Consider the following 12896-nt stretch of genomic DNA (forward strand, 5'->3'; position numbering starts at 1 on the left):
TAGCGAATGCCTTAACAAGATGTCGCAACTGTACAACTTTTACTACTTGACGACCGCTTAAACGCTTAAGCCGGCAACTGTGGTACGCGCCTTGCTATGGATCTACCGATGCGAAGGGATTGACCGGCGACGGTAACACCCCTCGTTTGGATCAAAGGCTGTCACAGAACAGCTCATTGCACCACGTGACCCAAAAACAAGCCAACAGGGGTCGGATGCGCCTCATAAGGGTGCGGTGCAATTCCGGCTCGACACAACAAGAGCGATTTGGAGGTTGTAGATGAAGATGTTGAAAACCACGCTGGCAGTCCTGACCGCTGCCGCCGCGCTGGGTGCAACCAGTTTTGCCCAGGCCGGCGCTACGCTGGATGCGGTAAAGAAAAAGGGCTTCGTCCAGTGTGGCGTGAGCGATGGCCTGCCGGGTTTCTCGGTACCTGACGCCAAGGGCAACATCGTCGGCATCGATGCCGATGTGTGCCGTGCGGTAGCCGCTGCAGTGTTCGGCGATGCCACCAAGGTCAAGTTCAGCCAGCTCAACGCCAAGGAGCGCTTCACTGCGCTGCAGTCCGGCGAAGTCGATGTACTCTCGCGCAACACCACCTGGACCAGCTCGCGTGATGCTGGCATGGGCCTGGTCTTCGCTGGCGTGACCTACTACGACGGCATCGGCTTCCTGGTCAACAAGAAGCTCGGTGTTTCCAGCGCCAAGGAACTCGACGGCGCGACCGTCTGCATCCAGGCAGGCACCACCACCGAACTGAACGTCTCCGACTACTTCCGCGCCAATGGCCTGAAGTACACTCCGATCACCTTCGACACCTCCGACGAGAGCGCCAAGTCGCTGGAATCGGGCCGTTGCGACGTGCTCACCTCGGACAAGTCGCAGCTCTACGCACAACGCTCCAAGCTGGCAGCACCGACCGACTACGTGGTACTCCCGGAGACCATCTCCAAGGAGCCACTGGGCCCTGTCGTGCGTAAAGGTGATGAAGAGTGGTTCAGCATCGTCAAGTGGACCCTGTTCGCCATGCTCAATGCCGAAGAAGCCGGCCTCACCTCGAAAAACGTCGAGGCTGAAGCCAAATCCGGCAAGAACCCGGACAACGCCCGCCTGCTCGGCGCTGACGGCGAATACGGCAAAGACCTCAAGTTGCCCAAGGACTGGGTGGTACAGATCGTCAAGCAAGTGGGTAACTATGGCGAAGTGTTCGAGAAGAACCTTGGCAAGAGCACCCCGCTGCAGATCGATCGTGGCCTGAATGCCCTGTGGAACAACGGCGGCATCCAGTACGCACCACCGGTGCGCTGATGGCTGCACCTGCGGCGGCATCCTGCCGCCGCAGGCTGTTCTGATCCCTTTTTTCCGGGGCACTTCATGCAAAATCAAATCGGCGCACCCAAGGGCTTTTCCCTTAGTGATCCACGTGTGCGCGCGTGGCTGTTCCAGATCCTCACGGTGGTCTGCGTGGTCGGTCTGGGCTGGTACCTGATCCACAACACCCAAACCAACATGCAGCACCGGGGCATCACCTCGGGCTTCGACTTTCTCGAGCGCAGTGCTGGCTTCGGCATTGCCCAGCACCTGATCGACTACACCGAAGCGGACACCTACTCGCGGGTGCTGCTGGTCGGCCTGCTCAACACCTTGCTGGCGAGTGTCATCGGTATCGTCCTGGCGACCTTGATCGGCTTTACCGTAGGGGTCGGCCGCCTGTCCTCCAACTGGGTGGTCTACAAGCTGGCCACGGTCTACGTCGAGACCTTCCGCAACATCCCGCCACTGCTGCAGATCCTGTTCTGGTACTTCGCGGTGTTCACCGCGTTGCCTGGGCCGCGTGGCAGCATCAATATCGATGACCTGTTCTTTATCAGTAGCCGCGGCGTGAACATGCCGGGCGCGTCGATGGCCGATGGCTTCTGGCCGTTTGTGGTTTCGCTGGTGGTCGCCATTGTCGCTGTGGTGCTGATGGTGCGCCAGGCCAACAAGCGCTTCGAGCTAACCGGGCAACCGTTCCACAAGTTCTGGGTCGGCCTGGCGCTGATGGTCGGCATTCCGGCCATGTGCGTGCTGCTGTTCGGCAACCCGCTGCAGTGGGAAGTGCCGCAGCTCAAAGGCTTCAACTTTGCCGGTGGCTGGGTGCTGATCCCCGAGTTCATGGCACTGACCCTGGCGCTGTCGATCTATACCGCTGCGTTTATTGCCGAAATCGTGCGTGCCGGCATCCGCTCGGTCAGCCACGGCCAGACCGAAGCCGCCCGTTCGCTGGGGCTGCGCGAAGGCCCGACGCTGCGCAAAGTGATCATTCCCCAGGCGCTGCGGGTGATCATTCCACCGTTGACCAGCCAGTACCTCAACCTGACCAAGAACTCCTCACTGGCAGCCGTTATCGGCTACCCGGAACTGGTCTCGCTGTTTGCCGGCACCGTACTCAACCAGACCGGCCAGTCGGTCGAGGTCATGGCGATCACCATGGCGGTTTATCTGACGATCAGCATCAGTATCTCGTTGCTGATGAACTGGTACAACAAGCGCATTGCGCTGATCGAGCGGTAGGAGTCGCGCATGAACGCCCATGTTTTCAAACCTGATATGCCACCACCGGTGAAAACCGTTGGTGTGGTGGCCTGGATGCGCGCCAACCTGTTCTCCAGCTGGGTCAACACGCTGCTGACCTTCTTTGCCATCTACCTGGTCTGGCTGGCCGTGCCGCCGCTGCTGCAGTGGGCGTTCATCGACGCCAACTGGACCGGCACTACCCGCGCCGACTGCACCAAGGAGGGCGCCTGCTGGGTGTTCGTCCAGCAGCGCTTCGGCCAATTCATGTATGGCTATTACCCGAGCGACCTGCGCTGGCGCGTCGACCTGACCGTGTGGCTGGGCGTGATCGGTGCTGCGCCGCTGTTCATCCGTCGCTTCCCGCGCAAGGTGGCCTACGGCATTGGCTACCTGCTGGTCTACCCGACCGTGGCTTACTTCCTGCTGCATGGCGGCAGCTTTGGCCTGAGCCAGGTACCGACCTCGCAGTGGGGCGGGCTTATGCTGACCCTGGTGATCGCTACCGTCGGTATCGCCGCGGCATTGCCACTAGGGATTCTGCTGGCACTTGGGCGGCGCTCGCGGATGCCGGTGATCAAGTCGGTGTCGGTGACCTTCATCGAGTTCTGGCGCGGTATTCCGCTGATCACTGTGCTGTTCATGTCTTCGGTGATGCTGCCGTTGTTCATGCCAGAGGGCATGAGCTTCGACAAGCTGCTGCGGGCGATGATCTTCGTCATCCTGTTCGAGTCGGCGTACATCGCCGAGGTGGTACGCGGTGGCTTGCAGGCTATCCCCAAAGGCCAGTACGAAGCCGCGTCGGCGATGGGCCTGGGTTACTGGCGCTCGATGGGCCTGGTGATCCTGCCGCAGGCCTTGAAGCTGGTCATTCCGGGCATCGTCAACACCTTCATTGCCCTGTTCAAGGACACCAGCCTGGTAATCATCATCGGCCTGTTCGACCTGCTCAACAGTGTGCGCCAAGCCACGGCAGACCCGGCCTGGTTGGGTATGGCGACCGAGGGCTATGTGTTTGCCGCCCTGGTTTACTGGATTTTCTGTTTCGGTATGTCCCGCTACTCCATGCACCTGGAGCGCAAGCTGGACACTGGCCACAAGCGTTAGGAGTTTCAAAATGAGTGAAGCGATCAAGCAGCCTGCCGGCCCCGAAGGCATCATCCAGATGCAGGGCGTGAACAAGTGGTATGGCCAGTTCCATGTGCTCAAGGACATCAACCTGAACGTGCGTCAGGGCGAGCGCATCGTCTTGTGCGGGCCGTCCGGCTCGGGCAAGTCGACCACCATCCGTTGCCTCAACCGGCTCGAGGAGCATCAGCAAGGGCGCATCGTCGTTGACGGCGTCGAGCTGACCAACGACCTCAAGCAGATCGAAGCGATCCGCCGCGAAGTCGGCATGGTGTTTCAGCACTTCAACCTGTTCCCGCACCTGACCATTCTCGAGAACTGCACCCTGGCGCCGATGTGGGTGCGCAAGATGCCCAAGCGCAAGGCCGAGGAAATCGCCATGCACTATCTGGAACGCGTGCGCATCCCGGAGCAGGCGCACAAGTTCCCTGGGCAGTTATCGGGTGGTCAGCAGCAGCGAGTGGCAATTGCCCGAGCGCTGTGCATGAAGCCGAAGATCATGCTGTTCGATGAGCCGACCTCGGCGCTCGACCCGGAGATGGTCAAGGAGGTGCTCGACACCATGGTGGGCCTGGCCGAAGACGGCATGACCATGCTCTGCGTGACCCACGAGATGGGCTTTGCCCGCACCGTGGCCAACCGGGTGATCTTCATGGACAAGGGCGAGATCGTAGAGCAGGCGGCGCCGGATGACTTCTTCGACCGGCCGCAGAGCGACCGGACCAAGTTGTTCCTCAGCCAGATCCTGCACTGATACAAAAAGGGGCCGCGATTGCGGCCCCTTTTGTTTATTTCTCTTCGCTCGGCGCTACCGGCGCCGGCGGTGGGCGCAGGCCCACTTCGGCGATCAGCTTGAGCTGCTTGCCATTGCGCATCACCTCGATCGCCACCTTGTCGGTCGGCTTGATCCGCGCCACCTGGTTCATCGACTTGCGCCCATCGCCCGCCGGCTCGCCGTTGATGCTCAGGATCACATCACCCAACTGCAAACCTGCGCGCTGCGCCGGGCCATCGCGGAAGATCCCCGCTACGACGATCCCTGGCTTGCCTTCGAGGCCAAACGATTCGGCCAATTCCTGGCTGAGTGGCTGCACCTCGATCCCCAGCCAGCCGCGAATCACCTGGCCGTGTTCGATGATCGACTTCATCACCTCCAGCGCCAACTTTACCGGGATGGCGAAGCCGATACCCTGCGAGCCGCCGGACTTGGAGAAGATCGCCGTGTTGATACCGACCAGGTTGCCATTGGCGTCGACCAGCGCACCCCCGGAGTTGCCGGGGTTGATTGCCGCGTCGGTCTGGATGAAATCTTCGTAGTTGTTCAGGCCCAGCTGGTTACGCCCGGTGGCGCTGATGATGCCCATGGTCACCGTCTGGCCAACCCCGAACGGGTTGCCGATGGCCAGCGAAACGTCGCCGATGTGGATAGTGTCGGAGCGGCCGATGGTAATCGCCGGCAGGTTCTTCAGGTCGATCTTGAGCACCGCCAGGTCGGTTTCCGGGTCGCTGCCGATCACTCGGGCCAATGTCTCGCGGCCGTCCTTGAGGGCGACCACGATCTGGTCGGCACCGCTGGTGACGTGGTTGTTGGTCAGCAGGTAGCCTTCGGGGCTCATGATCACCGCCGAACCCAGGCTCGATTCCCAGCGCCGTTGCTTGGGCAGGTTGTCACCGAAGAAGCGGCGGAACTGCGGGTCTTCGAATAGCGGGTGGGCACTCTTGTTGACCACTTTGGTGGTGTACAGGTTGACCACCGCTGGCGCCGCCAGGGTGACGGCGTCGGCGTACGACACCGGGCCCTGCATGATCCGCGTAGTCTGCGGCGCCTGCTGCAGGTTGACGTCCTGGCTGGGCAGGCCGACCCACTCCGGAAAGCGCTGGATGACCAGCATGGCGATCAATATGCCGGTAAGCAGTGGCCAGCCAAAGTAACGCAGAACCTTGAGCATCGAATCAATCCTGGAGTAGGGCAGGGCCGTCGCAGAGCGGCCCGGGGAGGCGCGCGCGATGATACACCTGAACACGGCGCGCGGCGACGGCCACTGCGGCGCATCGTCGGCGTGCGTTTGGCGGGCGCCTGCCAGCGGTATCCGCAGCGCCGGCGACAGCTCATAATGGCCGCCATTATAGGGCCTTGCGCCCTGCCTACATGCCACTGCGAGGAGATTTTTCATGGCCGTCGCCCTCACCACGCTGGTCACCGAAGCCGAACGCTATCTGAACAGCGCGCGGATCCAGGATTACTGCCCCAATGGCCTGCAAGTCGAAGGTCGGCCCCAGGTCAGCCGCATCGTCAGCGGCGTTACCGCAAGCCAGGCATTGCTTGATGCGGCAGTAGAAGCCGAGGCTGATCTGGTGCTGGTGCACCATGGTTACTTCTGGAAAGGCGAAGACCCCTGCATCACCGGGATCAAACAACGTCGCCTGAAGACGCTGCTCAAGCATGACATCAGCCTGCTGGCGTTCCATCTGCCGCTGGATGTGCACCCCGAGGTTGGCAACAACGTCCAACTGGCGCATCAGTTGGGCATCACCGTCGAAGGCCCGCTGGACCCAAACAATCCCAAGGTGGTAGGCATGCTCGGCTCGCTCGACGAGCCAGTCTCGGCGCGTGATTTCGCCCGCCGCGTGCAAGAGGTGCTGGGTCGCGAGCCGTTGCTGATCGAAGGCGAGCAACTGGTGCGGCGGATCGGTTGGTGCACCGGCGGCGGCCAGGGCTACATCGACACGGCAATTGCCCAGGGCGTCGACCTGTTCATCAGTGGCGAGGCCTCCGAGCAGACCTTTCATAGCGCCCGCGAAAACGGCATCAGCTTCATCGCTGCCGGCCACCACGCTACCGAGCGCTATGGGGTGCAGGCGTTGGGTGACTATCTGGCCCGGCGCTTTGCCGTCGAGCACCTGTTCATCGACTGCCCGAATCCGATCTGAGCGCCAGATTGCGTGCTGTTACACCTGCTGAAGCCCCAAACCGGCAGTCATATGGTTAGACCGTTTCGATCTAGCCGCCTGCCTAAATAGAAGCAGTCGCTGTGCTAAAGTGGCTCGCTCGAACACGGCCCGCTGGCCGTTCATAAGATCGTTTTACGTGAGTAGCCATGGTCGACAAACTGACGCACTTGAAACAGCTGGAGGCGGAAAGCATCCACATCATCCGCGAGGTGGCCGCCGAGTTCGACAACCCGGTGATGCTCTACTCGATCGGTAAAGACTCTGCCGTGATGCTGCATCTGGCGCGCAAGGCCTTCTTCCCGGGCAAGCTGCCGTTTCCGGTGATGCACGTCGATACCCAGTGGAAATTCCAGGAGATGTATAGCTTCCGCGACAAGATGGTCGAGGAAATGGGCCTGGAGTTGATCACCCACGTCAACCCGGAAGGGGTGGCGCAGGGCATCAACCCATTCACCCATGGCAGCTCCAAGCACACCGACATCATGAAGACCCAGGGCCTCAAGCAGGCACTGGACAAGTACGGCTTCGATGCCGCCTTCGGTGGTGCGCGCCGCGACGAGGAGAAATCCCGGGCCAAGGAACGGGTCTACTCGTTCCGCGACAGCAAGCACCGCTGGGACCCGAAAAACCAGCGCCCTGAGCTGTGGAACGTCTACAACGGCAAGGTCAACAAAGGCGAGTCGATCCGCGTTTTCCCGCTGTCGAACTGGACCGAGCTGGACATCTGGCAGTACATCTACCTTGAAGGCATCCCGATCGTGCCGCTGTACTTCGCCGCCGAGCGTGAAGTCATCGAGAAGAACGGCACCCTGATCATGATCGACGACGAGCGCATTCTCGAGCACCTCTCCGAGGAAGAGAAAGCCCGCATCGTCAAGAAGAAGGTGCGCTTCCGTACCCTTGGCTGCTACCCGTTGACGGGCGCGGTGGAGTCGGAGGCCGACAGCCTGACCGACATCATCCAGGAGATGCTCCTGACGCGCACTTCCGAGCGTCAGGGCCGGGTCATCGACCACGATGGCGCAGGCTCCATGGAAGACAAAAAACGCCAGGGCTACTTCTAATTTTCAGGGTTACTCCATGTCGCATCAATCCGATTTGATCAGCGAAGACATCGTCGCTTATCTGGCTCAGCACGAGCGCAAAGAACTGCTGCGGTTCCTAACCTGCGGCAACGTCGATGACGGCAAGAGCACCCTGATCGGGCGCCTGCTGCACGACTCGAAAATGATTTACGAGGACCACCTCGAGGCCATTACCCGCGACTCGAAAAAGTCCGGCACCACGGGCGAAGAAGTCGACCTGGCATTGCTGGTCGATGGCCTCCAGGCCGAGCGCGAACAGGGCATCACCATCGATGTCGCCTACCGCTACTTCTCCACCGCCAAGCGCAAGTTCATCATCGCCGACACCCCGGGCCATGAGCAGTACACCCGCAACATGGCCACCGGTGCGTCGACCTGCGACCTGGCGATCATCCTCGTCGATGCCCGCTACGGCGTGCAGACCCAGACCCGTCGGCACAGCTACATCGCCTCGCTGCTGGGCATCAAGCACATCGTCGTTGCGGTCAACAAGATGGACCTCAAAGGCTTCGACGAGCAGCTGTTCGAGTCGATCAAGGCTGATTACCTGCAGTTTGCGCAGGCCATCGACCTGACCCCGAGCAGCCTGCACTTCGTGCCGATGTCTGCGCTCAAGGGCGACAACGTGGTCAACCGCAGCGAGCGTTCGCCGTGGTACAGCGGCCAGACCTTGATGGAAATCCTCGAGACCGTCGAAGTCGCTGCCGACCGCAACTTCACCGACCTGCGTTTCCCGGTGCAGTACGTCAACCGGCCCAATCTGAACTTCCGCGGCTTTGCCGGCACCCTCGCCAGCGGCGTTGTGCACAAGGGCGACGAGATCGTCGTACTGCCGTCGGGCAAGAGCAGCCGGGTCAAATCCATCGTCACCTATGAAGGTGAACTGGAGCACGCCGGCCCAGGCCAGGCCGTGACTCTGACCATGGAAGACGAGATCGACATCTCCCGTGGCGACCTGCTGGTGCATGCCGACAACGTGCCGCCGGTGACCGACCAGTTCGACGCCATGCTCGTGTGGATGGCCGAAGAGCCGATGCTGCCGGGCAAGAAGTACGACATCAAGCGCGCCACCAGCTACGTGCCGGGCTCGATTGCCAGCATCGTCCACAAGGTCGATGTGAACACCCTCGACAAGGGCGCGGCCAGTTCGCTGCAGTTGAACGAGATCGGCCGGGTCAAGGTCAGCCTCGACTCCGCCATCGCGCTGGACGGTTACGACAGCAACCGCACTACGGGCGCGTTCATCGTCATTGACCGCCTGACCAACGGCACCGTTGGCGCCGGCATGATCATCGCACCGCCGGTACTGCCGCACGGCAGCACGGGTCAGCATGGCAAGCAGGCCCACGTCACCACCGAAGAGCGCGCTCTGCGCTTTGGTCAGCAGCCAGCCACCGTGCTGTTCAGCGGCCTGTCCGGCGCTGGCAAGAGCACCCTGGCCTACGCCGTGGAGCGCAAGCTGTTCGACATGGGCCGGGCGGTCTACGTGCTCGATGGCCAGAACCTGCGCCATGACCTGAACAAGGGCCTGCCACAGGACCGCGCCGGGCGCACCGAGAACTGGCGCCGCGCCGCGCATGTCGCGCGTCAGTTCAACGAAGCCGGCATGTTGACCCTGGCCGCGTTCGTCGCACCGGATGCCGAAGGCCGCGAGCAGGCCAAGGCCCTGATCGGCAAGGACCGCTTGATCACGGTTTACGTGCAGGCTTCGCCACTGGCGTGCCGCGAGCGTGACCCGCAGGGCCTGTACGCCGCTGCTGGCGATAACATCCCGGGCGAAAGCTTCCCGTTCGATGTGCCGTTGGATGCTGATCTGGTTATCGATACCCAGAGCAGCAGCGTCGAAGACGGCGTCAAGCAGGTGCTGGAAGTGTTGCGTCAGCGTGGTGCTATCTAAGGCCCGTTGAGGTAACTGAAAAACCCCGCTTCGGCGGGGTTTTTTGTTTTTGCGGCTGATCGAATCATGGCCAGCAAGCGCATGCCACAAGTTTTTGCAGCGCCTCTGGGATATGCACTCTGCCCGTACCGCACGAGTCTGAGATGTGCGTGGATGCTTCAGGAGGGCTTGAACCCATCCTTTCCATTGGCACTGCGCCATTCTTTGACGAGCCTTAGAACTTGCGCCGGCTCTCCCAGAGCCGGTGTAGCGGGCTTGTATAAAAGGTCATAGCCAGACGGGTGCTCGGTTATCTCACTAAAATGAATCAACAGTGCAGAGAGAATATGGTCAGGTTCTTCTTCATTGGCTTGATCAATGGCTTGGATGAAATCCAAAAATTCCGACTCTGTATAATCGCTCAACCTAGGCTTCAGGATCATTGTTTGCCTCCATAATGAATTGTGTTATGAGCTGCCGGTGTTACTATTCGGAGGTTGTCCATATCATAAACACCGCCGTTCTCGCTTATAGGTATGGCGTGGTGAAGTGCATACGAAGTTTGGCTCTTGTGTCTATCAGCGTAAGGTGCAATAGGTGCATATCCGTGTTTTTTCATCCGCTGCAGGTCTCTTTTGCTGAACTGCTCCGACAGCTCGGGATCGTTCGCAATGCTTTTCCAGAATGATCTCCGGAACGCATTGAAGTCACGGAATTCTCGACCCTTGAGCTGCTCAGCTATTTTAACTGGAACCGGAACACCACTTCGCGTACTGGCGTTTCCTAGCCACAACCCTTCAGTCTGCTCGCCGCTGCCGATTGCAACACCCGGTTCGTATCTAGGGCTGCTGAACACCAGGAGAATGGGTGGCAGCCCCGAGTCGATCGGGAATGTGATTACTAGCCGCTCTTGGTCGAACAGATCTAGCGCAGAGTATCCTCCTGATTCGTTGCTTACCGGCTCCAAGATACTCCCGGTGTAAACAACCGTCCCTGGTGGTATCGCTGGCAGGCCGGCCGAACCGCCTTGCTCCAAGCCAGGTGCACTAGCTGGAGTCCAAGTGAGGATGCGTTGCGGATTGTCTAGTGCGAGGCTGTAGACCTGGCGTTCAGTGTCAAAGGTTGCTGCGCGCACAGGGACGGGGCGTCCCCCTGGCTCTACGAATAGCCTCAGCTGGTCGCTGTTTTCACTACCTGACAGAACATACGGTAGATCGACAGTTGCCGCTGACGTCGCCATCGCAGTGAGGTCGGGGCCACCGGGCGGTGTCAGATCGGCGACAGGGATACTGATGAGATAGCGGCGTTCGCTGTTGCCAAGCGATGAGGGCCAGAGGAGCGAAAGGGCCCCAACCAGCAATGGTGTCGAGAGCGTTAGGCTGGCGTTCGCGAGCTGAGTGACCGCCGCTGTGGTTGCTGCCTGGAGGGTAGTGTAGGCGCTCGCTGTGATAGCGAAGGTTGCCTTGCCGATGGGTAGGATCAGCGGCCACGATGCGGCTAGCGGCATGGCTGAGTTAAAACTCATAGCCAGGCGCTGAGCCTCGTTTCTTTGCCTCGTTTCTTCCTGGCGTGCAGCTTCCTGTTTCAGTGCGGCAGCATGCATCTCTTGCAGTTGTTCAACTTCCAAGGCCCGCTGTATCAGGTTGTCCGACACGCCAGTGAATCGCTGCAGGTATCGAACTGACTCGTTCAGTGCCAAGGCTCGGTGATACTCTGCCCATAGAGGCCCTGCCCGTTTCAATCGCTGCTCATCGGTCAAGTGCTGCAATGCTTCTAGCTGCGGCTTGGAGAGTGGGCTTACAATTTCCGGATTGGTGCTGCTGAAGGCAGGGACATTCGTCTGTAGGGCGCTTATAGCTGACAAGGCGCTGGCTTTGTAAGCCGACAGCGTCGCGGTCAGATTCAGTGTTGGTTCAATGGGGGTGGCCTGGACCAACTGATTTTGCAGGAAGTTAGGTAGGCACTCGAAGCAGATGCGTCTTTCTTCCTGCAGCTGCAGCGTCCGGCGTTCGAGGGTTCGTGCCATCTCGAACATGGGGTCGCTCCGCTCTGCTTGGTCAACTATCGCAGCAAGCTCAGCGAAACCATCACTCAACGACTGAATGGTGATCGCATGCAGATGGAGTTTGTACGCGCCCTCTATAGAGTTATTCATCCGCTTCCAGAGTTCGTTGGCGAATGCTTCATCCCTCTCAGTAAACACGCCTGGATCGTAGATCCTGGTCATCATCGAGTCAGAGCGTTTGTAGAATGAGACGGCACCGTAGAAACTCAGAGCTTCAGGTAGGGCCGATAGATAGCTTTTTCGAGTTGCAGTGATGAATGAAGTGAGCTGTTGTTGCTCTGCCGATCGCTTGGCGAATGCGTTACCTGACAACGCATCGGCTTGTTGACGGATGCGTTCGCGATCCGCTGCGATCTTATTTACCAGATTACTGATCAATGGAGCGTACTGGGCAGCGTAGTGCTGATCGATACCCTGTCGCTCTTCGTCGAGAACTCTTCGAGCAGAGATTTCGCGGGCTAGGTTGCGATTAGGCCCCCCGGTGCCACGGGGGCGCCCTTCGCTTAGACCCCAGCCACCAAATCCTGAGCCGCCCCCGCCGCCTGGAAGGGGCGTCAGGGGTACCCGGTCGGGTGCAGCTGCGCTGATCCAAAGGCCTTCAGTTAAGTGATATGCATTGTCTTCAGCCATGTCGATCCTCCTGATCGTCCCATGGCTAAAAATGCATCAACGTTGTCTACCGGTATGTCAGGACCCGCTGTTGCTCAGGTAGGACTGATCCCACCCTGCGGCAGGCCATTTCTATATATGCTTTTCGGTAACCGGAACCACCCGCCGCTCCTTCACTGCCTTGTACGAAAAACTCGAATAGATCTCCTTCACCCCCGGCAACCGCTGTAACACCTCGCGGGTGAATTCGCCAAACGACTCCAGATCCCGCGCCAGAATCTCCAGCAAGAAATCATAGCGCCCGGACACGTTGTGGCAGGCAACGATCTCTGGGATTTGCAGCAATCGCCGCTCAAACGCCAAGGCCATTTCTTTGGTATGTGAATCCATCATGATGCTGACGAACGCGGTCACGCCAAAGCCCAAAGCCTTGGGCGAGAGCACTGCCTGATAGCCAGTAATGTAGCCGTTGTCTTCGAGCAGCTTGACCCGCCGCCAGCAGGGCGAAGTGGTCAGGGAAACCTGATCGGCGAGTTCGGAAACCGTGAGACGGGCGTTGTCCTGCAAGGCGCCGAGCAGGGCGCGATCGGTGCGGTCAAGGGTCGTAGGCATGGCTTGCCCTTCCAG

General features: G+C 60.0%; 11 protein-coding genes. 7 read left to right on the forward strand and 4 right to left on the reverse strand.

The annotated features are described in order from the left end of the window. Window positions 1-280 precede the first annotated feature (280 nt). From HU736_RS19630 to HU736_RS19645, 4 genes are all read left to right on the forward strand, one after another. Window positions 281-1309 (forward strand): amino acid ABC transporter substrate-binding protein, encoded by a 1029-nt coding sequence (locus HU736_RS19630; RefSeq protein WP_101322029.1) that lies wholly within the window; start codon window positions 281-283, stop codon window positions 1307-1309. A 66-nt stretch (window positions 1310-1375) separates the two neighbouring features. Beyond that, window positions 1376-2554 (forward strand): amino acid ABC transporter permease, encoded by a 1179-nt coding sequence (locus tag HU736_RS19635; protein WP_101322028.1) that lies wholly within the window; start codon window positions 1376-1378, stop codon window positions 2552-2554. A gap of 9 nt (window positions 2555-2563) precedes the next feature. Further along, a complete protein-coding gene (locus tag HU736_RS19640; RefSeq protein ID WP_150570648.1) occupies window positions 2564-3661 on the forward strand; it encodes an amino acid ABC transporter permease in 1098 nt (365 codons plus the stop codon). A gap of 10 nt (window positions 3662-3671) precedes the next feature. Beyond that, the gene (locus HU736_RS19645) at window positions 3672-4436 is read left to right on the forward strand and encodes an amino acid ABC transporter ATP-binding protein (protein WP_103438495.1); all 765 of its coding nucleotides are present in this window, start codon (window positions 3672-3674) and stop codon (window positions 4434-4436) included. A 34-nt stretch (window positions 4437-4470) separates the two neighbouring features. Here the strand turns inward: HU736_RS19645 and algW are convergent, their stop codons facing one another. Next, window positions 4471-5631, reverse strand: a complete 1161-nt coding sequence (gene algW / locus HU736_RS19650; RefSeq protein WP_101322025.1) for a Do family serine endopeptidase AlgW — start codon at window positions 5629-5631, stop codon at window positions 4471-4473. Window positions 5632-5854: 223 nt separating this feature from the next. Here algW and HU736_RS19655 point away from each other — a divergent pair, with 223 nt between their 5' ends. The 3 genes from HU736_RS19655 (at window position 5855) to cysN (ending at window position 9616) form a co-directional block, all read left to right on the forward strand. Beyond that, on the forward strand, window positions 5855-6613 hold the full coding sequence (locus tag HU736_RS19655; RefSeq protein ID WP_103438494.1) for a Nif3-like dinuclear metal center hexameric protein: 759 nt from the start codon (window positions 5855-5857) through the stop codon (window positions 6611-6613). Window positions 6614-6780: 167 nt separating this feature from the next. After that, entirely contained in the window at window positions 6781-7698 is a 918-nt protein-coding gene (gene cysD / locus HU736_RS19660) for a sulfate adenylyltransferase subunit CysD (RefSeq protein WP_103438493.1), read from the forward strand. Window positions 7699-7714: 16 nt separating this feature from the next. Next, window positions 7715-9616, forward strand: a complete 1902-nt coding sequence (gene cysN / locus HU736_RS19665) for a sulfate adenylyltransferase subunit CysN (RefSeq protein WP_186701075.1) — start codon at window positions 7715-7717, stop codon at window positions 9614-9616. A 158-nt stretch (window positions 9617-9774) separates the two neighbouring features. Here the strand turns inward: cysN and HU736_RS19670 are convergent, their stop codons facing one another. The 3 genes from HU736_RS19670 to HU736_RS19680 form a co-directional block, all read right to left on the reverse strand. After that, the gene (locus HU736_RS19670) at window positions 9775-10038 is read right to left on the reverse strand and encodes a bacteriocin immunity protein (RefSeq protein WP_186701076.1); all 264 of its coding nucleotides are present in this window, start codon (window positions 10036-10038) and stop codon (window positions 9775-9777) included. Next, a complete protein-coding gene (locus HU736_RS19675) occupies window positions 10035-12290 on the reverse strand; it encodes an S-type pyocin domain-containing protein (protein WP_186701077.1) in 2256 nt (751 codons plus the stop codon). Before HU736_RS19675 ends, HU736_RS19670 begins: the two co-directional genes overlap by 4 nt. A 111-nt stretch (window positions 12291-12401) precedes the next feature. Further along, window positions 12402-12881, reverse strand: a complete 480-nt coding sequence (locus HU736_RS19680; RefSeq protein WP_186701078.1) for an Lrp/AsnC family transcriptional regulator — start codon at window positions 12879-12881, stop codon at window positions 12402-12404. Between the last annotated feature and the right edge of the window lie 15 nt (window positions 12882-12896).

The sequence above is a fragment of the Pseudomonas shirazensis genome, from assembly GCF_014268785.2.
GTDB lineage: Bacteria > Pseudomonadota > Gammaproteobacteria > Pseudomonadales > Pseudomonadaceae > Aquipseudomonas > Aquipseudomonas shirazensis.

Bases quoted from the DNA above. Each gene is read 5' to 3' on its own strand.
- cysD (WP_103438493.1), top strand. From the start codon at position 6,781: ATGGTCGACAAACTGACGCACTTGAAACAGCTGGAGGCGGAAAGCATC.
- HU736_RS19675 (WP_186701077.1), bottom strand. From the start codon at position 12,290: ATGGCTGAAGACAATGCATATCACTTAACTGAAGGCCTTTGGATCAGC.
- algW (WP_101322025.1), bottom strand. From the start codon at position 5,631: ATGCTCAAGGTTCTGCGTTACTTTGGCTGGCCACTGCTTACCGGCATA.
- HU736_RS19640 (WP_150570648.1), top strand. From the start codon at position 2,564: ATGAACGCCCATGTTTTCAAACCTGATATGCCACCACCGGTGAAAACC.
- HU736_RS19670 (WP_186701076.1), bottom strand. From the start codon at position 10,038: ATGATCCTGAAGCCTAGGTTGAGCGATTATACAGAGTCGGAATTTTTG.
- HU736_RS19680 (WP_186701078.1), bottom strand. From the start codon at position 12,881: ATGCCTACGACCCTTGACCGCACCGATCGCGCCCTGCTCGGCGCCTTG.
- cysN (WP_186701075.1), top strand. From the start codon at position 7,715: ATGTCGCATCAATCCGATTTGATCAGCGAAGACATCGTCGCTTATCTG.
- HU736_RS19645 (WP_103438495.1), top strand. From the start codon at position 3,672: ATGAGTGAAGCGATCAAGCAGCCTGCCGGCCCCGAAGGCATCATCCAG.
- HU736_RS19635 (WP_101322028.1), top strand. From the start codon at position 1,376: ATGCAAAATCAAATCGGCGCACCCAAGGGCTTTTCCCTTAGTGATCCA.
- HU736_RS19655 (WP_103438494.1), top strand. From the start codon at position 5,855: ATGGCCGTCGCCCTCACCACGCTGGTCACCGAAGCCGAACGCTATCTG.
- HU736_RS19630 (WP_101322029.1), top strand. From the start codon at position 281: ATGAAGATGTTGAAAACCACGCTGGCAGTCCTGACCGCTGCCGCCGCG.